This window comes from Chryseobacterium arthrosphaerae (assembly GCF_001684965.1).
GTDB lineage: Bacteria > Bacteroidota > Bacteroidia > Flavobacteriales > Weeksellaceae > Chryseobacterium > Chryseobacterium arthrosphaerae.
Window position 1 is genome coordinate 1,195,188 of record NZ_MAYG01000001.1, and the last position, 19,685, is coordinate 1,214,872.

16 protein-coding genes are annotated in these 19,685 nt (G+C 37.6%); 8 read left to right on the forward strand and 8 right to left on the reverse strand.

The annotated features are described in order from the left end of the window. Window positions 1-433 precede the first annotated feature (433 nt). The 3 genes from BBI00_RS05360 to BBI00_RS05370 all read right to left on the reverse strand — a co-directional run bounded on the left by BBI00_RS05360 (window position 434) and on the right by BBI00_RS05370 (window position 5,437). On the reverse strand, window positions 434-3,367 hold the full coding sequence (locus BBI00_RS05360) for a reprolysin-like metallopeptidase (RefSeq protein WP_065397799.1): 2,934 nt from the start codon (window positions 3,365-3,367) through the stop codon (window positions 434-436). 414 nt (window positions 3,368-3,781) lie between these two features. Then, the gene (locus BBI00_RS05365; protein WP_065397800.1) at window positions 3,782-4,279 is read right to left on the reverse strand and encodes a DinB family protein; all 498 of its coding nucleotides are present in this window, start codon (window positions 4,277-4,279) and stop codon (window positions 3,782-3,784) included. Between the two features lie 18 nt (window positions 4,280-4,297). Beyond that, on the reverse strand, window positions 4,298-5,437 hold the full coding sequence (locus tag BBI00_RS05370; RefSeq protein WP_065397801.1) for an acyl-CoA dehydrogenase family protein: 1,140 nt from the start codon (window positions 5,435-5,437) through the stop codon (window positions 4,298-4,300). Window positions 5,438-5,627: 190 nt separating this feature from the next. On the opposite strand from BBI00_RS05370, the gene BBI00_RS05375 reads away from it, so the two are divergent. From BBI00_RS05375 to BBI00_RS05400, 7 genes are all read left to right on the forward strand, one after another. After that, window positions 5,628-7,547 carry an endonuclease gene (locus tag BBI00_RS05375; protein ID WP_065397802.1) on the forward strand — a complete coding sequence of 640 codons (1,920 nt, stop codon included), beginning with the start codon at window positions 5,628-5,630 and terminating at the stop codon, window positions 7,545-7,547. 296 nt (window positions 7,548-7,843) lie between these two features. After that, window positions 7,844-8,449, forward strand: coding sequence for a SatD family protein (locus tag BBI00_RS05380; RefSeq protein ID WP_065397803.1), 606 nt, complete (start codon window positions 7,844-7,846; stop codon window positions 8,447-8,449). A 1-nt stretch (window position 8,450) separates the two neighbouring features. Then, a complete protein-coding gene (locus tag BBI00_RS05385; RefSeq protein WP_065397804.1) occupies window positions 8,451-9,146 on the forward strand; it encodes a DUF3307 domain-containing protein in 696 nt (231 codons plus the stop codon). Between the two features lie 36 nt (window positions 9,147-9,182). Then, complete coding sequence (gene purC / locus BBI00_RS05390; protein ID WP_065397805.1) at window positions 9,183-9,905, forward strand: phosphoribosylaminoimidazolesuccinocarboxamide synthase; 723 nt, start codon at window positions 9,183-9,185, stop codon at window positions 9,903-9,905. 29 nt (window positions 9,906-9,934) lie between these two features. Further along, window positions 9,935-10,120 (forward strand): four helix bundle protein, encoded by a 186-nt coding sequence (locus BBI00_RS22895; RefSeq protein ID WP_394363634.1) that lies wholly within the window; start codon window positions 9,935-9,937, stop codon window positions 10,118-10,120. 86 nt (window positions 10,121-10,206) lie between these two features. Beyond that, window positions 10,207-11,706, forward strand: a complete 1,500-nt coding sequence (gene purF / locus BBI00_RS05395; protein WP_065397806.1) for an amidophosphoribosyltransferase — start codon at window positions 10,207-10,209, stop codon at window positions 11,704-11,706. Window positions 11,707-11,909: 203 nt separating this feature from the next. Then, on the forward strand, window positions 11,910-12,857 hold the full coding sequence (locus BBI00_RS05400) for a glycerophosphodiester phosphodiesterase family protein (protein ID WP_065397807.1): 948 nt from the start codon (window positions 11,910-11,912) through the stop codon (window positions 12,855-12,857). Window positions 12,858-12,964: 107 nt separating this feature from the next. Here BBI00_RS05400 and BBI00_RS05405 read toward each other — a convergent pair whose 3' ends face one another. The 5 genes from BBI00_RS05405 to aroB form a co-directional block, all read right to left on the reverse strand. Continuing rightward, window positions 12,965-13,675 carry a porin family protein gene (locus BBI00_RS05405; RefSeq protein WP_065397808.1) on the reverse strand — a complete coding sequence of 237 codons (711 nt, stop codon included), beginning with the start codon at window positions 13,673-13,675 and terminating at the stop codon, window positions 12,965-12,967. 990 nt (window positions 13,676-14,665) lie between these two features. After that, window positions 14,666-15,247 (reverse strand): porin family protein, encoded by a 582-nt coding sequence (locus tag BBI00_RS05410; protein ID WP_065397809.1) that lies wholly within the window; start codon window positions 15,245-15,247, stop codon window positions 14,666-14,668. A 266-nt stretch (window positions 15,248-15,513) separates the two neighbouring features. Next, the gene (locus tag BBI00_RS05415) at window positions 15,514-16,125 is read right to left on the reverse strand and encodes a porin family protein (RefSeq protein WP_065397810.1); all 612 of its coding nucleotides are present in this window, start codon (window positions 16,123-16,125) and stop codon (window positions 15,514-15,516) included. A 207-nt stretch (window positions 16,126-16,332) separates the two neighbouring features. Then, window positions 16,333-16,962: a porin family protein gene (locus BBI00_RS05420; protein WP_065397811.1), complete on the reverse strand. Its 630-nt coding sequence runs from the start codon at window positions 16,960-16,962 to the stop codon at window positions 16,333-16,335. A gap of 276 nt (window positions 16,963-17,238) precedes the next feature. Beyond that, a complete protein-coding gene (gene aroB / locus BBI00_RS05425) occupies window positions 17,239-18,285 on the reverse strand; it encodes a 3-dehydroquinate synthase (RefSeq protein WP_065397812.1) in 1,047 nt (348 codons plus the stop codon). Window positions 18,286-18,387: 102 nt separating this feature from the next. On the opposite strand from aroB, the gene BBI00_RS05430 reads away from it, so the two are divergent. Continuing rightward, complete coding sequence (locus BBI00_RS05430; RefSeq protein ID WP_123842186.1) at window positions 18,388-19,566, forward strand: pseudouridine synthase; 1,179 nt, start codon at window positions 18,388-18,390, stop codon at window positions 19,564-19,566. Window positions 19,567-19,685 lie beyond the last annotated feature (119 nt).

A 19,685-nucleotide genomic window follows, 5' to 3' on the forward strand; every position in this document is an offset into this window, starting at 1 on the left:
GGAGAATAGCAATGATACCTCTTGGAAACAATGTCTCTTTTCAATGTTTTTTCAGGATTATTATCTTCGGGAAATGGTTGTACCCGGAAATGTTCAACAGCAGATCTGAATACATGTTTTTTAATATTATTTTAAAAAAACAGAATCAGAAGAGGTACGGAATTTTCAATCAGAAATGATGCGTCCTCTGCAATACCAACTGGATTAAACGATACAATAAAGTCAGGTGATAAAATTAAACTAAAAAACTTAAATATGTGTAGTTTTGTTTGAAATAAGATTGTTTATTAAAATTAATTTCGTAAAACAATTTTATTGACGTTATTTTTTACTTGTTGTCTTCTGCGGAATTTTAGAATGGAACCGATTCAATACAGTAATAAAAAAACTGCCCTGTGAGGGCAGTTTCAACATCGTTTAATTTTAAAGGGTATTAGTCTTTAATGAATCTCTTGGCGGTTTCTCCAACCTGTACCATATAAGCACCTTTGATCAGGCTGCTTACATTGATGGAGCCTCTTTGAAGTTTTCCTGAGTCAACCAGTTTCCCACCCATATCGAAGATTTTATATTCTTCAGAAGTAGTGTTTGAGATATGCAGTACATCTTTTGCAGGGTTAGGGAACAGTTTAATATCGGTAATCAGGTCTTTGGTATCAGCGGTAATACCTCTTCCTGAAGAAGCGATATTAAGGGTATAGTCTTCAACCTGTCCGTAAGTATAAGCTTCACACGATGAGGTAGGAATAGAGCTGTATTTCATCATCACTCTCATTCTTGTAGATCCTGCTGTAGCGGTCGCCGGAATGGTAATAGATCCTGTAACCGGAGTTGTTGTAGATCCTGCTTTTGTCCAGGCCAGTTCTCCGCTGTCTGTAAAGTCTCCGTCTCCGTTATAATCAATGTACACAGCATAGGCTTCGCTATATTTTGTAGAAGTCCAAACCGGAGTTATCGAAATCGTATAAGTACTTCCTGCTGTTACATTGGTAGAAACTGAAGTGAAGTTTTCATACCCTGCAGTTCCTGTAGAGGTATTGTTGATGGTTCCGAATTTTACATTTCCGATTCTCTCATCAGCTGTGTTGGATGCTGAAGCAGAGCAATAAGTCACTGTTCCGCCTCCTGCAAGAGTAGTAACATTTACTGTATTGCTTGAAACGGATGTGTTTCCTGCTGCGTCTTTTGCCTTCACAGAGAAAGAGTAAGATGTAGAAGGAGTCAATCCGGTTACGGTATACGTTGTAGTAGCTGTAGATCCTATCAATGAAGCATTCATGTATACATCATATCCTGTAACCCCTACATTATCCGTAGCACCTGACCATGAAAGATTTGTGCTGGTAGAAGTTGTTCCTGAAGCGGCAAGGGTAGGAGCTGTAGGAGCAACCGTATCAGGAGTTCCTGAACCGGCGTTTACTGAAATATTGGCATTATTCACATCAAAGAAGATATGATTAGATCCTTTTACCATGATTCTACCTGTTGTAGTGGTAACATTAGGAATTGTCACATCTTGTGTACCGTCATTAGGAGTTCCCGCCAATAGGGTAGTCCATGTATTTCCGTTATCTGTAGACCAAAGAATATCTACATTGGCTGCATTAACACCGTTTGCAGTAGTTCCTGCTACGTTCCATGTAATGGTTTGAGAGCTTCCCCCTGCGTAAGTTGTCGCTGAGTTTTGTGAAGTTACAGAGAATGGCCCTGCAGTTCCGTTTACAGTGATTACCGCATCGTCAGAGTTGTTTCCTGAACCTCCGGCTCTGTTATCACGGGCAGTGAATCTGAAGTTGAGTGTTCTGGCTACTGAAGAAAGCGCTTCAACAGTGATTTCGGATCCTGCTGTGGTAGTGGCCCCTGTTAATATGGAAGCCATTCTCGGGAAGTATCTTACAGGAGAAGTGGTAGGTGTCCAAGATCTGAAGTTAGGTCCTGAAGCCTTCGTAGCGCTGGCTGCAGAGCTTGCTCCTGTCTGAGAAGAAGAAGCGTTATCCATTTGTTCCCAGATGTAAGTCAGAGAATCTCCGTCGGCATCCGTTGCTGTACCTGTCAGCATAAACGGAGTTCCTTTTGGAATGGTATAATCTGCACCTGCGTTCGCGGTTGGAATTGAGTTTCCTGTGTTGGTATTGACAGAGCAGGTTTTAGCTTTGATATTATTGGTGATCTGCTGAATGCTTATAGCATGGAAAAATGCATCAGAGTGTGGCTGAATATCCTGGCTGGTAATTCCGGCATATCCCATGATGGTTGATCCTGAACCAGGCTCCATATTGGCTCCGGTTCCTTCATTATTCATTGAGAAAGTATGGTTTCCTCCGAACTGGTGTCCCATTTCGTGAGCTACATAGTCGATATCAAAATTATCCCCTGAAGGAATCGCATCTGCCGGCGAAGTATATCCGCTTCCTTTTGAGCCGTTGGTACAGATACAGCCGATGCAGCCTGCATTTCCTCCGCCTCCGGAAGCTCCGAACAAGTGCCCGATGTCATAATTGGCTTCACCGATTACAGAAGTAAGGGTACTTTGAAGCTGAGAATTCCAGTTGCTCATTCCTGAAGCGGCAGAATAAGGGTCTGTGGAAGCATTGGTATAAATGACGGCATCGTTATTGGCGATCAGAACCATTCTCGCAGCAAAATCTTTCTCAAAAACACCGTTTACACGGGTCATCGTAGTGTTCATTGCAGCAAGTGCCAGCGCTTTGGTGCCCCCGAAATACGCAGTATATTCCCCTGTACAGGATAAAGCCAGTCTGAAGGTTCTCAGTTTGGCATCGTCTGCGTTAGGTCTTGCAGCAAGTCCGGAATTCGCCACCCCTTTTTGTGCAGCATCCACTACGGTACATTCAAATTTGTTAAGATCGTCCTTCTTATCAGATTTTCTGTATACAACATAAGTGGAAAGGTCTTTGGAATAAGGTTCAATAAATACAGCTGATTTGTCGCCGTAGATTTCCATTGAAGATAGACCAAGTGGGGAAACACTGAAATAAACTGTAGAATTCGGATCATCAAGACCCTGACCTACGTAAGATTTAATGTCCGGATATTTTGCGGCCAGTTCCGGAGTGAAGTTGGAATTCTCTCTTACTTTGAAATTTTCCATTCTGCCTTCAGAATTGGGAAAAGAAATGATGATTTCGGATTTTTCGCCGGCTGCCAACCTTTTAGGAGCTTTTGCCAGAACACTTTTCAATCCGTCTATATTAAGGCTGTACACCCTCGGATTTTCAATGCCTGCTTTGTTTTCAAAGATCTCTGTTGAAGCTTTTCTGGAGCTTTCAGACCAAAGGCGGTCAGTTTGTGCGAAAGAAATACCACTCATAAGGAGCATTCCAATCAGGGTTAATTGTTTTTTCATACGAAATATAAGTTTTGATTGTGGAATATCAAAGCTAATAAAAAATATGTTACGAAAAATAAAATTATTTAAGAATATTTCTGACTATCTGTTTAATTTATTATGCAATACATTGAATATAATTGAATAAGCCGATCAATAAAAGAAAAATGAAATTGGGAAACTGAATTTTTTATTATGAAAAAATCAAACTAAAGTGACTTTTTTAATTATTTTATAAAAAAGAGACAATAATATTGATTGAAAAAACATCATTAATTCACAAAATCAACAGTGTGTTTTTGACGCCAAATTGTATGTTTTTTTTGCAGATAATATTTTTATAGAATTTTCTACAATTCTGTAGTCGGTAACAAAAAAAGCTGTTTCAAAAAGTGAAACAGCCTTGTTTTATGTTGAATAATCAATATTCAGTTACATTTTATCATCAGCGGTAGGCCCGTAAAGTCCGGGAACTGCATTTCCGGTTGATCTTAAATAAACAACCAGCTCGCCTCTGTGATGGTACAAATGATTATACAGAAAACCTCTTACCACCTGTATTCTTGGAGAAGGAGGGAAAAGGACATTACCATTCATTTCCATTTTCCATTCATTGAAATAAGTGGATTCATCAGAGTTTTCCAGGGCTTTCTGCGCTTTGGCGACATTTTCTTCAAATTTTGCAACGATGTTTTCAGCTTTGGAAATATCTCCCTTGTTGTACTCGTATTTTCCCATATCAAAAATGTCCTGGCTGAAGGTGGGTTCATACCAGTTGTATACTTCTGCAATATGAGAAGCAAGCTGAGCAGTCGTCCAGTTTTTCTCAGACGGTTTCCAGTCCAGGGCGCTGTCAGGGATTGCTTTTAAAATTTTTCTGGTGTTTTCTGCTTCATACAGAAATTCACCTAAAAGTGCCTGTTTAATCATTGGTATTCAGTTTTTGGGTTATTTCGTAATATCTCTTCCGATCACCAGTCTCTGGATCTCAGAAGTTCCCTCACCAATTGTACAAAGCTTGGAATCTCTGTAGAATTTCTCAGCAGGGAAGTCTTTTGTATATCCGTAACCTCCGAAGATCTGTACTGCATTGTTGGAAATTCTTACACAAGCTTCAGAAGCGTATAATTTTGCCATGGCTCCTTCTTTTGTCATTTTCTGCTTAGCATTTTTCAATGTTGCCGCTCTTTGGATCAAAAGTTCTGCAGCATCAATTTCCGTGGCCATATCAGCAAGCATAAAGTTGATCGCCTGGAATTCAGAGATTGATTTTCCGAACTGGTGTCTTTCTTTAGCATATTTTAAAGCCGCTTTATAAGCTCCTCTTGCTGTTCCTAAGCTTAAAGCCGCGATAGAGATTCTACCTCCGTCAAGAATTTTCATAGCCTGTTTGAAGCCTTCGCCTACTTCTCCCAAACGGTGAGAGTCCGGTACACGTACGTTATCAAAGATAAGTTCTGCTGTTTCGGAAGCACGCATTCCCAATTTGTTTTCTTTTTTTCCGGAAGTGAAACCAAGCATTCCTTTTTCCAAAACGAAAGCTGTAGAATTGTTTTTGGCTCCTTTTTCACCTGTTCTGGTCATTACCACTGCGATATCTCCTGAAATAGCGTGTGTAATAAAGTTTTTAGCTCCGTTGATGATCCATTCATCCCCGTCTTTTACAGCAGTTGTAGACATTCCTCCTGAATCCGAACCTGTATTGTGTTCTGTCAATCCCCATGCTCCGATTACTTTTCCGGTGGCCAGCTGAGGAAGCCATTTGTTTCTTTGCTCTTCATTTCCAAATTCATAGATGTGGTTGGTACAAAGTGAATTGTGAGCTGCTACAGAAAGACCGATTGATGGATCCACCTGAGAAATTTCGTCAAGAATAGCAACATACTCATGATATCCCAAACCGGAACCGCCGTATTGTTCAGGAACTACAATCCCCATAAATCCCATTTCCCCCAATTGGTGAAACAGATCTTTTGGAAATGTCTGGCTTTCATCCCACTCCATAATATTCGGTCGGATATTCTTCTCTGCAAATTCTTTAGCTGTCTCCGCTATCATTTTGATGTTGTCAATAGTCTCTGTATTCATATAGATAATAGTTAGTTCCCAAAGATAACCAAATTGACGGAATGCTAAAAAAATTATTTCATACCTGCCATTATAAGCTCAATATTTTAATTCCCAGTTTTTTAAATTTTGAGAATTAATATTTCCTTAATAAAATTTTCAGCCTTTTACATGTTTTATTTCACTATTTTAGTCGCCCAATTTTTAAGGCATGAAAAAAATTCTACTTCCTATTATTTTAATTTCCTCTTATATCGCTGCGCAGGCTCCTGCCGGATATTATAACGGAACAGCTGGACTGACAGGCTATGCCCTGAAAACGAAACTTCACGATATTATTTCGGAAAAGACGGTCAACTGGCACTATGATGACCTTCCGGGATTTTATACTCAGACTGATCTTGATAAGTATTATGATCACACTGCTGCCAATACAGAGTTTTTACTGGATATTTATTCGGAAATTCCTTCAGGACAGGATGCTTACGAATATACAACGGCTCAGCTTATATCAACTGCCGGAGCTGAAGGTCTGGGGTACAACAGGGAGCATATGATGCCACAAAGTACATTCAGTACAAGTTCTTCCATCAGCGATTATCCCATGTATTCGGATCTTAATTTTATTATTCCCGTTGATGCCTATATTAATCAGAGGAGAAATAATTATCCTTACGGAATAGGAGGGAATACAGTCTACTATAATTTTACTAATGGTTCAAAAATGGCTAATGCTGCGATTCCCAATTATCCTTATGCGGGAAGGGTATATGAGCCTATTAATGAATTCAAAGGTGATATTGCAAGGACTTTGCTTTATTTTGCGGTAAGATACGAAGGTAAGCTGGGATCATTCAATACTGCTTACACTACCTCTGCCAATATTACGCCCGCTACAGATCAGTGCCCGCTGGATGGAACCGAAGAAAGAGCTATAGATCTTCCCTATGTGGCCATGCTGAAGCAGTGGAGTGCCGCAGATCCGGTTTCACAAAGGGAAATTGACAGGAATAATGCGGTATATGCTATTCAGAAAAACAGGAACCCATTTATTGATCATCCTGAATGGATCGATATGATCTGGTCTGAAAATCCTGACAATATTGCACCGGCAGCTCCGGGATCACTGACTTCAACACAGCAGAATGCATATTTTGTCAACCTGAACTGGACGGCTTCTCCTGATACTGATGTTCTGGGGTACAGAATATATATGAATGGCTCAACCATTCCTGTGGCTGTAACAAAGGAAACTTCTATAACCATAGATCACCTGAGCCCGTCCACAACGTATACTTTTACGGTAAAGGCTTTTGATAAAGGATATCTGGAATCTCCATTCAGCAATACGGTTACAGCTGCAACAATTGCTTCAGATTCCTATGCTCCTGATCTTATCATTACAAAGTATATATCAGGTACCAATAATAGTACCAATACCATTAAGAATAATGCCCTGGAAATCGTTAATAAAACTGGTCATGAAGTTAATTTAAATAATTACAGGATTAATATTCAGTTTAAGAACAATAGCACAGGGGCTATCTATAATGGTGATACCTATGAACTGGAAGGTAAAGTAGCGAACAATGAAACTTTTGTTATTTTAAACCCGAAATCTACTTTATCATGTTATACTCCGGCACAGGCAAAGTTCGTAACGGCATCTGATCCCCTGACGTTTAAAGGAGAGAACTATGTGGAACTGGCCTACAATAAAACCGTTACCGTAGATGCGATTGGAGTAAAATATACCACCAATAACAACGGAAACGTATCTTTATATAGAAAAAGCGCAGTCAATAGCCCGACCAGTACCTTTAATATTAGTGAATGGGATTCTTATCCGTCTGATTACTGTCAGAACCTGGGTACATTATCTACTTCAGAGCTGATTGCATCTGCTGACAAAGAATTTAAAATTTACCCGAATCCTGTTTATGAAAATATTTACGTAAGCGGTGATGTTGAAAAGGTGAAGATGGCTCAAATCCTTGATTTTTCAGGAAGAGTGATCTATACAGAGAAAGATCCGTTCAGAAATAAGAAAAATATTTCCGTACAGGGAATTCCAGCGGGAATGTACATGTTAAGACTGGATGATAGAGCAGAACAGTTTATTAAAAAGTAAATAAAGTCATACCGTTTCCCTGACTTATTCTCTAAACCTAACAGGTTTCTAAAACCTGTTAGGTTTATTGGTTTTATATACAAATAAAGTACGAAGCAATAGGGAGGATCATATGCAGTCACTGTAAAAAAATAATCCAATTATTCCGTCTTCTGTAATTTTACAATTTTATTTAAAGCCTTAAAAACCTTATGTTTACAATATAATCGATATAAGCAGATTCACTAATAATCAATATCTATAAGTGTTTCTGCTTATATTTTTTATTTATAAGTAATTATGCTTATATTTGCAGTATGATAGCGGTCATTACCGGTGATATTATAAATTCACAGCATGCAGACACTGAGGTTTGGATTACCAGACTTAAAAATCTTCTCGAAACCTGGGGAAGCGCTCCTTACACATGGGAGATCTACCGGGGAGATGAGTTTCAGTTCAAATGCAGTATTGACTCCGTTTTCTGGCATTTTCTAGCCATAAAATCTCTCATTAAAAGTCAGGAAAACCTGGATGTAAGGATGGCCATAGGCATAGGTGAAGAAAGTTTTTCTTCTGAAAAGATCACTGAATCCAATGGTACAGCCTATGTCAACTCCGGAAGATTACTGAATGACCTGAAGAATGACGGCCACACCGTTGCCATCAAAACCTCCAGCGATTCTGTAGACAGAGATCTTAACATCCTCCTGAAATGGTCTTCCAAAGATTTTGATAACTGGACGATGGCTACGGCAGAAATTATTCATGAGATGATCATGAACCAGGATATTACCCAGGAAGATCTTGCCAGGAGATTTGCTATTTCACAGTCCTCTGTAAGCCAGAGACTGAAACGGGCCAACTATGAGCTCATCGTGGAAACCAATCAGTATTTTAAAAAGAAAATCTCAGAACTATAGCATGATCTTTATCAAACTCATATTGGCACATCTACTCGGAGATTTTATACTTCAGCCAAATTCATGGGTTGCTGATAAGGAGCACTATAAACTGAAAAGTAAGTTTTTATACCTTCATGTTCTGATTCATACGGTATTAAGCCTGGTTTTTCTTTGGGATCTGCAGCTTTGGTGGGTAGCTGTTTTAGTGGGGATCAGCCATTTTATCATTGATGCAGCCAAACTTAGTTTCCAGACTGTGAAAACAAAAAAAAGCTGGTTTTTTATCGATCAGCTGCTTCATATTCTGGTAATTGCCGGGATCTCTTTTTATTTCGGGGAATTTAATTTCAGCTTTTTACAGAATCAGGAATTTTTAAAGATACTGATGGCAGCTTTGTTTCTCACAACACCGGCTTCTGTTTTTATCAAGATCCTTTTGTCATCATGGACGCCTGCTCCGGATGGCCCCAACACGATTCAGACCGAATCTTTAACGAGTGCCGGAAAATATATCGGAATTTTAGAACGTCTTCTGGTCTTCACTTTTATCATGGTGAATCACTGGGAAGGCGTAGGTTTCATGGTCGCCGCCAAATCTGTTTTCAGGTTCAGCGACCTTGCACAGGCAAAACAGAGAAAACTTACAGAATATGTATTGATTGGTACACTGCTGAGTTTTGGGCTGGCTGTCTTAACAGGAATAATAATAAAATAAATCAATAAATCTAACTACAATTTAGAAAGTAAAATTATGAGTCAAAAGAAAGAAATGTTGTACGAGGGGAAAGCAAAACAGGTATTTGCTACCGATAATCCTGATGAAGTAGTAGTACGTTTCAAAGACGATGCTACAGCATTTAACGCTCAAAAGAAAGGTCAGGTAGACCTGAAAGGAGAGATGAACAACGCCATCACTACTCTTATTTTTGAATACTTAAATGAAAAAGGAATCAAAACTCATTTCATTAAACAATTAGACGAAAGAGAGCAGCTGGTAAGAAAAGTATCAATCATTCCTCTTGAAATGGTGGTGAGAAACTACTCTGCAGGAAGTATGGCACAAAGATTAGGAGTGGAAGAAGGGATCAAGTCTCCGGTAACCATCTTCGATATCTGCTACAAGAAAGACGAGTTGGGAGATCCGCTTATCAACGATCACCATGCCGTTTTCTTAGGAGCTGCTACTTATGAAGAGCTTGACGAAATGTATGAGCTTACTTCGGATATCAATGAAATCCTTATCGACCTTTTTGATAAAATCAACATCATCCTGGTAGATTTCAAAATCGAATTAGGGAAAACTTCAGACGGTGAGATCATCCTTGCAGACGAAATCTCTCCGGATACCTGCAGACTTTGGGATAAAGATACCATGAAGAAGCTGGATAAAGACAGATTCAGAAGAGACTTAGGGGAAGTAACTGAAGCCTATGTTGAAATCTATAACCGTCTTAAAAATTTACTTGCAAAATAATTTCAGAAATTAGAAGTCAGATATTTAATATTGCTGAAGGAGCCGGAAGAAATAATAAAAATGAGTTCTGTCAGTTTCTCGGAATGGCGTTTGGTTCTACTTATGAATTACAAGCCCAACTTCAGTTACTGATTGATTTGAATTTTATTTCTGAAAGTAAAACAGCTCCAATAAAAGAACTTTTAGCTGAAATTCAGAAATGCTTTATTCATTAAAAGCAAGTTTAAAATTATAATTGAAGTTAACTTAGACTAATTTCTAACATCTAATATCTAACTTCTAATCATTAGAAAAAATAGAAATGAAAAGTTTAGACATTCATAAAAGTGAATATTTAAAACAGTTTGAAAACCAGGTTTACGGAAGGAATCTTTTCAGAACTCAGGAGGAGGAAAGATTAGATGCCCCTAACGAAGAATGTGGAATTTTCGGATTGTATTCGGATAATGATCTGGATACGTTTTCTCTTTCACAATTCGGGCTTTTTGCATTACAGCACAGAGGTCAGGAAGCTTGTGGTATTTCCGTTTTAAAAGATGGAAAAATTACCAATATGAAAGATGAAGGACTGGTTTTAGACGTTTATAAAGACATTCAGGAACCTGAAACTTTTATGGGAAATTCTGCAATCGGTCATACCCGTTATACGACTGCAGGAGATAAAAAGAAATATAATTTCCAGCCATTTTTCGCTAAAAACGAATATGACCAGATTATACTTTCTATAGCGCACAACGGTAACCTTACCAATGCAAAAGAACTGAAAGCGGAATTAGAAGCTGAAGGCGTGGTTTTCAGAGCAACTTCCGATTCTGAAGTAATTCTGAGACTCATCCAGAAGAACCTTGATTTAGGTCTTCGTGGTGCCATCAGAGCCACCATGGAAAAAATTGAAGGGGCTTATTCCGTTGTCGGAATGACAAGAAACAAGTTTTTTGCTTTCAGGGATTTCAACGGAATCCGTCCGTTGGTTTTAGGAGCAATCAATGAGAACTCTTATGTAGTAGCTTCAGAATCTGTTGCATTAGATGCTGTAGGAGCTCAGTATGTACGTGATATTCTTCCGGGTGAGATCATTTACACCAATGAAAATGAACCTGGAAAACTTCATTCTTATATGATGGATGAAGCCAAAGGAAAACAAAGAATCTGTTCTTTTGAATATATTTACTTTGCAAGACCTGACTCTACCTTAGAAAATATCAATGTCTATGAGATCAGAGAAAAATCAGGGGAGAAGATCTGGGAACAGGCTCCTGTAGATGCTGATCTGGTAATAGGCGTTCCGGATTCCGGAGTTCCGGCTGCTATTGGTTTCTCCAAGGCTTCAGGAATACCTTTCCGTCCTGTTCTGATCAAAAACAGATATATCGGAAGAAGTTTCATCGTTCCTACCCAGGAAATGAGAGAAAGGGTAGTAAACCTTAAGCTGAACCCGATTATTTCAGAAATGAAAGATAAAAGGGTAGTGATCATTGACGACTCAATCGTTCGTGGGACAACGTCTAAAAGACTTGTTAAGATCTTAAAAGATGCAGGAGTAAAAGAGATCCACTTCAGAAGTGTTTCTCCACCAATCATTGCTCCATGTTATCTGGGGATTGATACACCGTCAAAAGATGATCTGATTTCCGCAAACATGTCTACAGAAGAGCTTAAAAATTACCTGGGAGTAGACTCTTTAGAGTTTTTAAGCATAGACAACCTGAAAGAAATTTTAGGGTCTGCCAATCACTGCTTCGGATGCTTTACAGAAGAATATCCGGTAGGAAAAGGAGAAGAGACGGAATTATTCAATTAATATTTCTTACATAAAAATAGAGAGCAGGATATGTATTATCCGGCTCTTTATTTTTTATACAATGCGACTCCCTGAATTTTCTTTACAAACTTTCATTCCTCCTACATTTCATATCCGGAGCACTAAATGTAGCAAAAGCTTAATATTCCTGTAGTATACAGTATAGATGCAGCTTTTAATTTTACGGGATTAAAATCTGAAGAATGAAAAATGTACTTTTTGCCGGTTTATTTCTTGCGTTTACCCAATTTTATAACGCCCAGTCTTTCGATAAGCAGGCCCACCGTGGAGGAAAGTCCCTGTATCCTGAAAATACCATCCCGGCGATGAAGAATGCTTTAAAAATGAATATCACTACTCTGGAAATGGACCTTGCCATTACAAAAGACAAAAAGGTAATTTTATCCCATGATGCCTTCCTGTATCCTGAGCTGGTAACAAGGCCTGATGGAACTTATATTCCGAAAGACTCCGGTTTTTATTATAAAATTTATGAAATGCCTTATGCAAAGATCCAAACCTTTGATGTAGGCTTAAAGAAACTGGACAATTATCCTGATCAGAAGAAAATGAAGGCTCAGAAACCTCTTTTCTCAGACGTGATAGATGCATGTGAAACCTATGCCCGTGAACTGAAAAGACCATTGCCTTTTTATAATATAGAAACCAAAACCCGACCTTTCTCCGATAATATCTTCCATCCTGAACCCAAAGAATTTGTAGACCTGATGATGAAGGTGATTGCAGAAAAAAAGATTCAGGACAGGGTAATTATCCAGTCTTTTGATCCGAGAACACTGGAAATCATTCATAAAGAATACCCTGAAATCATGACTGCCTTACTGGTGGAAAAAGTAGATGATAAAAAACTGGCCCAGCAGCGGACCCATTTCAGCAGTATACCTGTTGAAAAGTTCAGGCTTTATCCTGATCATATGAATGGGGTAACGGGAGATATGAAATTTCTAAGCTTTACACCTTCAATTTACAGCCCGGAACATCATCTTGTAACATCTCAGCTGGTGAAGGAGTGCCATGCATTAGGAATGAAAGTAATTCCATGGACTGTCAATACCAAAGAAAGATTACAGGAGCTAAAAGAAATGGGAATAGATGGCGTAATCAGCGATGATCCGAGGATTTTTGAGTAAATGCCATAAAAAATAGCTTATCCATATAAATAGCCGGAAGAATTTCTTCCGGCTATTTTATACGATACAGAAATCTGTATCTGGGTTAAAAAATTGGTTTCTTTTAATTAGAACTTATAGTTCAGACCTAATTGGAAAACTCTGTTGTTGTTTTCAGCAGCAGGTCTGCTTTTGTCGATCTTTGTCAAGCTGTTGGTATATCTTGCACTGATTCCGATATTGTTGGTAATATCATATCCTAAACCTAGACCAAGACCAAAGTTGAACCTGTTGATATTATCTTTCTCTAAATCATTAGAGTTAGATTGTGATGTAGTGGTAGTAACACCTCCGGTTGTGGTAGATACAGTAGCTTCACTTTTTGTTTTTCCGTTGATGAAGTAACTGAATTCCGGACCAGCCTCAATGTAGAAATTATCCGCAGGTCTCATCTGAAGCATTAAAGGAACGGAAATATAGTTCATTGTAACTTTACTTTCTCCTTTAGTTTTTACAGTCGTTGCACCTGAGGTTACTTCAGTAGAATACGCTACATCTTTTGCTCCCATTTGGTTGTATAATACTTCCGGTTGAAGGCTGAACTGCTTAGAAATCGGAATGTTTACGAATGCACCTGCATGGAAACCAAGCTTCTGGGTATTCATACCAAACTTCTGCTCACTGAAATAGGCTGAGTTACCACCCGCTTTGATACCGAATCTAACCGGTTTTACATCGTTTTTAAGAGGTGATGCATTTACTGTTTTTGTTTCTGTCGTTTCCTGTGCGAAAGCTAAAGTACCAGCAGTTAATGCTAATCCTAAAAATAACTTCTTCATAATTTTATTTTTTAATTTTTACTATTTGCTTTTTTTATGCGAATGATTTCTCAATCAGACTTGAATTATTTTGCAAATTGCTTGCCAAAGTTGAAAAAGTCTTATTTAAAGGGCTTTTACGGTGGTTTTTGCTGTGGGTTTCTTTTATGCTTTTAACTGTTTTTTATATAAAAACATATCATTAACATCATTTTTTTGAAAACATTTTAATACTAAAAAACCTTTCCTGTTTATAATTTAAATAGTCTTTTTTTGGAAAAAAGTGAAATATTTTAAAAAATAAATTGATAAATCAGGGCAAATATTCATCAAAAAGTACAGATGATACTGTCTTTTATCTCAAAATCCGGGTATTTTACATGAAATTTTATTTGAAAAAAACAATCTGAAATTTAAAACCATTAAGGAATCTCAAGATTTAAAAAAAAAATCAGGCGAAGCTCTTCTTGATAATCTTATCTTCTTCAATCATTCTTAATGGTTTAAAAAATAATTTTCTACATTTCAAATAGAAAGTACATAGCCGAAAAAAGATTTGTCTACAGACAGACTGAACACTTTATGGAGTATTTACAAATAAGCGAAAAAGTCAGGCTTAAATGAATAAACCTGACTTTTTCTATTGAAATCAAAATGTATTTTAATGCTTACGGGAGAAATTCTCCCTAATTGCATCTATCCTTTCCATACCGTCCTGTTGACATGCTTCTGAATCATACAGTAATCTTTAACAGATCACCATATCTTCCATAAAACCGGAACCGTGAATTGGAGTCATTTTGGAATAGGTACAATCTTTATAGTATACGCAAATTTCTTGCCAAAAATAAATTTAAAGATGAAAAATTTACTGGTATAGTTTCCGGGAGAGAGCGGTACTTATTTATTATACTGAAAAATAAAAAGATAGGAGGTCATCAATACAAAACCCGGACGATACCATCCGGGTTGTATACATGTAAAAATTTGTTATCGGGAATAAACCGCAGTTTAGAATTTGTACGCTAAACCAATCTGGAATACTCCATTTTTAGATTTGTCATCAGAAAGATCGGGTCTGTTTTTGATAACATCCGTTAAACCTGCAACATATCTTGCGCTTACACCGATGTTTTGTGTGAAGTAATATCCTGCACCAATACCAAGACCGAAATCAAATCCTTTGAATACATCTTTACCGTCGGTAGAATTTGATTTATACTTTAATTTTGAGTTGATCAAAAAGCTGAATTGAGGTCCTGCTTCAAGATATAAGTTAGGTAAAGCGTTATACTGAAGCATTAACGGTATGGAAATATAATCAAGGTTTACTTTTAAATCGCTGTTGGCTTTAGCCTTAGCACCCATTCCGCTGTATAAAACCTCCGGTTGGAAAGAGAAGTCCTGAGCTACAGGGATATTGGCAAATGCACCTCCGTAGAATCCTGCCTTAGAACTGGAATCACCACCGGAAACCGTTGAAATATTAAGACCTGCTTTTAATCCGAATCTTACAGGAGAAGAAGCTGCTGTCTTCTGAGCGAAAGTGAAAGTACCTGCTACAAGAGCTAAGCCAAAAAGAATCTTTTTCATAAGATATTAATTTAATAGTTATTTAAGTTTTATTTAACACTTTTTTTACTATCAAATCCTGTGCCAGAAAAGTAATAGAAAATCAAAAAATACTTTTACCGTGATGGTTTACAGTTTTTTAAGAGCTAGAGTAGTTCATTTTATTTTTAGCTGTTTTTAAAATAGCGGACCTGTTTATTAACATATTTTATGATAAAAAAGAAAAGACAGACCAGAATAGATCTGATCTGATCTGTCTCCTGTAAAGGCTTAAAGGTATTTCTTATTTAGAATTTATAAGATGCACCGATCTGGAACACTCCGTTTTTCACGGGATTGGTATTGTCATAACCATAATAGTACCTCGTTTTTACAATATCGGATAGTCCTGCAACATATCGTGCGTTAACTCCGATATTCTTGGTAATATTATAACCTGCTCCCAGTCCGATTCCAAAATCAAAAGATTTGGTTCCGTTTTTATAAGCTGCGGTTGATACACTCTTTTTCAATCTTGCATCAATTAAGAAGTTGAACTGTGGACCGGCTTCTACATATAAATCAGGAATGATGTTGTATTGGAACATAACAGGTACAGACAGGTATTCCAGATTGAGCTTGGTATTGCTGTCGGTTTTTGATTTTGCACCCGTTGCACTGTACAATACTTCCGGCTGAATGGAGAAATCCTTAGCGACAGGAATGTTTGCAAATACACCACCATAAAATCCTGCTTTTGCATTCATATCCATGTTGGAAAGCGTGGAAACGTTAAGTCCGGCTTTTAGTCCGAATCTGACAGGAGATTTTGATGGAGCCGTTGTGGAAGTTGTAGAAGTGCTTTGTGCGAAAGCCAATGTACCTGCAGTAAGCGCCAGGCCAAAAAGAATCTTTTTCATAGATTAGTTTTATTTTAAATTGTTTAATCTCTCGCTATGCAACAAAGCATATGCCATGAAACCCTTTACCAGAGGGCGATTAACGGTTTTTAACAGGAATTGGTCAAAACTTAGTAATGTTTAACAATTGGCCATAAAAAAGATCAGACTAAAAAATTAGCCTGACCTCTTATTGAATATAAAAATTTGTTAAAGAATGTGGGGTGCTTATTTAAATTTATAAGCTAATCCTACCTGGAATACGTTGTTTCTGATAGCATCAGATCCGTTAGGTCTGTTCTTAGCGATATCAGTTAAACCAGCAACATATCTTGCAGTAAGTCCTAGGTTAGGTGTGAAATAATATCCTGCACCGATACCGATACCAAAGTTGAATGTACTTAGATTATCTTTGTAGTTATCAGTTGTTGAAGACTGTCCTGTAGATTCGTTTTTGAATTTGTTTTTAGCACTAACCATGAAACCGAACTCCGGTCCTGCTTCTAAATAAAGGTTAGGAAGTGCATTATACTGGAACATTACCGGTACAGTAATGTAATCTAACTTCGTAGAAGCTGAATATTTTGTTCCTGCTAAAGTATAGTCTGATTTGTTACCATACTGAGAGTATAATACCTCTGGCTGGATGCTGAATGAAGTCGCCACTGGAATGTTGGCAAATACCCCTGCATTGAATCCTATCTTAGATTTCTGGTCATCTAAACCACTGTCTTTTGAAAGTGAAGATACGTTCATTCCTCCTTTTACACCAAATGTTACCGGATTAGAAGAAGGCGTCTGTTGTGCGAACGCTAATGTTCCTGCAGTTACTGCTAATCCTAAAATTAACTTTTTCATAACTTTAAATTTTTAATTTTTTACTCTTTCTTAATTTTAAATTTTACTACCTGTTCACTTTTTCAGTTGAACGCAGAGTATCTTTCAAATTGCTTGCCAAAAATATTTTTTATGATTAAAATCAATAAAAAAACCATTTGAATAACAAATGGTTTTATATATAGTGTATTGATTGTTAATTCATTATGATTTTAATCAAACATTTGTTTAGAAATGATCTAAATTGACAATTTTGTCAAAAAACAGGTTTTGAATAATTAATTGAACCAAAAAATCCTATGCATCATTCAGTTTTCTGTAAAAGCTGATCGCTTCAAGGATGTTTTTCTGACTGCACTGGTGATCATAATTGCATGATCCCACTTCGGTAAGAAGAGAAAAATTGATCTTGCTGTCGGCATTTTTCTTATCATTCAATAATAAGGCTGTAATATCTTCATCTTTGAAATCGCTGATGTCCAGATAAGGATAGTATCTCTGAATATTTTCAATAATCATTTTTGCATCTTCCTCAGAAATAAGATTCTCAAGGTAAGCAAGGTGAGCTTCTGTAATCATTCCCATCGCAACGGCCTCTCCATGAAGGATTGGATTTTCCTGCTGCAGGCATAAGCTTTCCACTGCATGGCCTATGGTATGACCAAAGTTCAGCGTTTTCCTGATATTGCTTTCATGGAAATCTTTCTCCACCACATCCTGTTTGATGTTCATTGAGGTCTGGATGTGAGGAATTACCGTTTCCACTTCAAGTTTATGGATCTGGATCAACTGGTCCCAATGGTTTTTATCAGCAATTAATCCGTGTTTCAGCATTTCGGCAAATCCGCTTCTTAATTCCTTAAATGGTAAGGTTTCTAAAAATTTAGGATTGATAAAGATCTGTTCCGGGAATGCAAAAGTTCCTACCATATTTTTATAATGCATCAGGTCAATTCCTGTTTTACCTCCTATGGAAGCATCACACATTGATAACAGAGTGGTAGGGATATTGATAAACTTTATTCCTCTTTTATAGGTAGACGCTACAAAACCTCCCATATCCGTAATCACACCGCCGCCAAGGTTGATGACCAGTGCTTTTCTGTCTGCCTGCATTTCCGTAAGAATTTCCCAAAGTTGATTGGCGGTCTGAATATTTTTCATTTCTTCGCCGGCCTCAATTTCCAGGATTTCGAATCCGAGGTCTGTTTCCATATTCCCTAAAAGAACAGGAAGGCAGTATTCATGCGTGTTTTCATCCACCAAAATAAAAATTTTGCTGAATTTTTTATCGTGAAGAAACTCGTTGAGCTGTGAGAAATTATCGTTTAATACTGTTATCATCTTCAATAATATGTCGTGTTAAAAAAGTAAACTATAGTGCAAAGTTATGATTCTTAATTTTTAACTCGTAACTAAATTACTATCTTTGCAGAAATTTTTAGAATGAGCAGAGATAATAATAATTCAGACAGACCAAAGAGACCAAGAATTTCAACCAAGAAAAGTTCTGATGATTCTCGTGCTTCCAGATCTGGAAATTCTTCAGGATCAAAACCTTTTAAGAAACCTTTCTCTAAAGACGGTGGAAGAAAAGGACCCGAGCATACGGGATCCAACTCCAAATTTGAAAAGAAACCTTTCAAAAGAAATACAGACAGCTTCGACAGCTCCAATGAAGATTTTGGTTCAAAATCTGAAAAAAGACCATACATCACGAATAAAAGTGAGAGCTATGAGAAAAAATCTTTCGGGAAACCTAAAAGAGGCGGAAGAAGTTTCGATACAAGAGATAAGTACGAAAGAGGCAGCCTGAAATACGGAAGAAGACCATCCAATGGTGAGGAAAGAGACGACAGGGCAAAATCTTTTGTACAGAAGAGAAGACTGAGTAAAATTGAGAAAGACGTTCATAAAGACAGCATCCGTCTTAATAAGTATATTGCCAATTCCGGTATCTGCAGCAGAAGAGAAGCTGATGAGCTGATCACCCAGGGACTTGTGGAAGTGAACGGAAAAGTAGTAACTGAGATGGGATATCAGGTACAGAAAACAGATAGAGTAGTATTTGACGGACAAAGCATTACTCCTGAAAAACCTGTTTACGTACTTCTGAATAAGCCAAAAGGTTATATTTCCACAACCAAAGACGATAAAGCAAGAAAAACGGTAATGGATCTTGTAGCGAATGCTTCTCCATACAGACTTTTCCCGGTGGGAAGATTAGACCGTTCTACTACAGGTGTGATCTTATTAACCAATGACGGACACATGACAAAAAAACTGACGCATCCTTCCTTTGATGCCAAAAAGATTTATCATGTGACTTTGGATAAAAAGCTTACCGGCGAAGATCTGCGTCTTATTGCCGAAGGAATCAGACTTGATGAAGGGGTAGCTGTTGTTGACCAGATTTCTTATATCGAAGGAAAACCAAAGAATGAGATCGGCATTGAAATCCATATCGGATGGAACCGTGTGATCAGAAGAATATTCCAAAGACTAGGCTATGAAGTGGAATCTTTAGACAGGGTAATGTTTGCCGGATTAACGAAGAAAAACATCAAGAGAGGACACTGGAGAATCCTTACGGAACTGGAAGTGAATAACCTTAAAATGCTTTAAGATACCAATGAGTGATGAATTCTAAATTCAGATCTCTTTGATCATCATTTTAAGTTGAAAAAATAAAAGCGCAGAAATTTATCTGCGCTTTTTATTTTTGATGTATTATATAATACTAT

What these genes read in the sequence shown, in the direction of transcription:
- BBI00_RS05375 (WP_065397802.1), top strand. Translation starts at nt 5,628, where the DNA reads ATGAAAAAAATTCTACTTCCTATTATTTTAATTTCCTCTTATATCGCT.
- BBI00_RS05380 (WP_065397803.1), top strand. Translation starts at nt 7,844, where the DNA reads ATGATAGCGGTCATTACCGGTGATATTATAAATTCACAGCATGCAGAC.
- BBI00_RS05385 (WP_065397804.1), top strand. Translation starts at nt 8,451, where the DNA reads ATGATCTTTATCAAACTCATATTGGCACATCTACTCGGAGATTTTATA.
- BBI00_RS05360 (WP_065397799.1), bottom strand. Translation starts at nt 3,367, where the DNA reads ATGAAAAAACAATTAACCCTGATTGGAATGCTCCTTATGAGTGGTATT.
- BBI00_RS05365 (WP_065397800.1), bottom strand. Translation starts at nt 4,279, where the DNA reads ATGATTAAACAGGCACTTTTAGGTGAATTTCTGTATGAAGCAGAAAAC.
- purF (WP_065397806.1), top strand. Translation starts at nt 10,207, where the DNA reads ATGAAAAGTTTAGACATTCATAAAAGTGAATATTTAAAACAGTTTGAA.
- purC (WP_065397805.1), top strand. Translation starts at nt 9,183, where the DNA reads ATGAGTCAAAAGAAAGAAATGTTGTACGAGGGGAAAGCAAAACAGGTA.
- BBI00_RS05400 (WP_065397807.1), top strand. Translation starts at nt 11,910, where the DNA reads ATGAAAAATGTACTTTTTGCCGGTTTATTTCTTGCGTTTACCCAATTT.
- BBI00_RS05415 (WP_065397810.1), bottom strand. Translation starts at nt 16,125, where the DNA reads ATGAAAAAGATTCTTTTTGGCCTGGCGCTTACTGCAGGTACATTGGCT.
- BBI00_RS05430 (WP_123842186.1), top strand. Translation starts at nt 18,388, where the DNA reads ATGAGCAGAGATAATAATAATTCAGACAGACCAAAGAGACCAAGAATT.
- BBI00_RS05410 (WP_065397809.1), bottom strand. Translation starts at nt 15,247, where the DNA reads ATGAAAAAGATTCTTTTTGGCTTAGCTCTTGTAGCAGGTACTTTCACT.
- BBI00_RS05370 (WP_065397801.1), bottom strand. Translation starts at nt 5,437, where the DNA reads ATGAATACAGAGACTATTGACAACATCAAAATGATAGCGGAGACAGCT.
- BBI00_RS05420 (WP_065397811.1), bottom strand. Translation starts at nt 16,962, where the DNA reads ATGAAAAAGTTAATTTTAGGATTAGCAGTAACTGCAGGAACATTAGCG.
- BBI00_RS05405 (WP_065397808.1), bottom strand. Translation starts at nt 13,675, where the DNA reads ATGAAGAAGTTATTTTTAGGATTAGCATTAACTGCTGGTACTTTAGCT.
- aroB (WP_065397812.1), bottom strand. Translation starts at nt 18,285, where the DNA reads ATGATAACAGTATTAAACGATAATTTCTCACAGCTCAACGAGTTTCTT.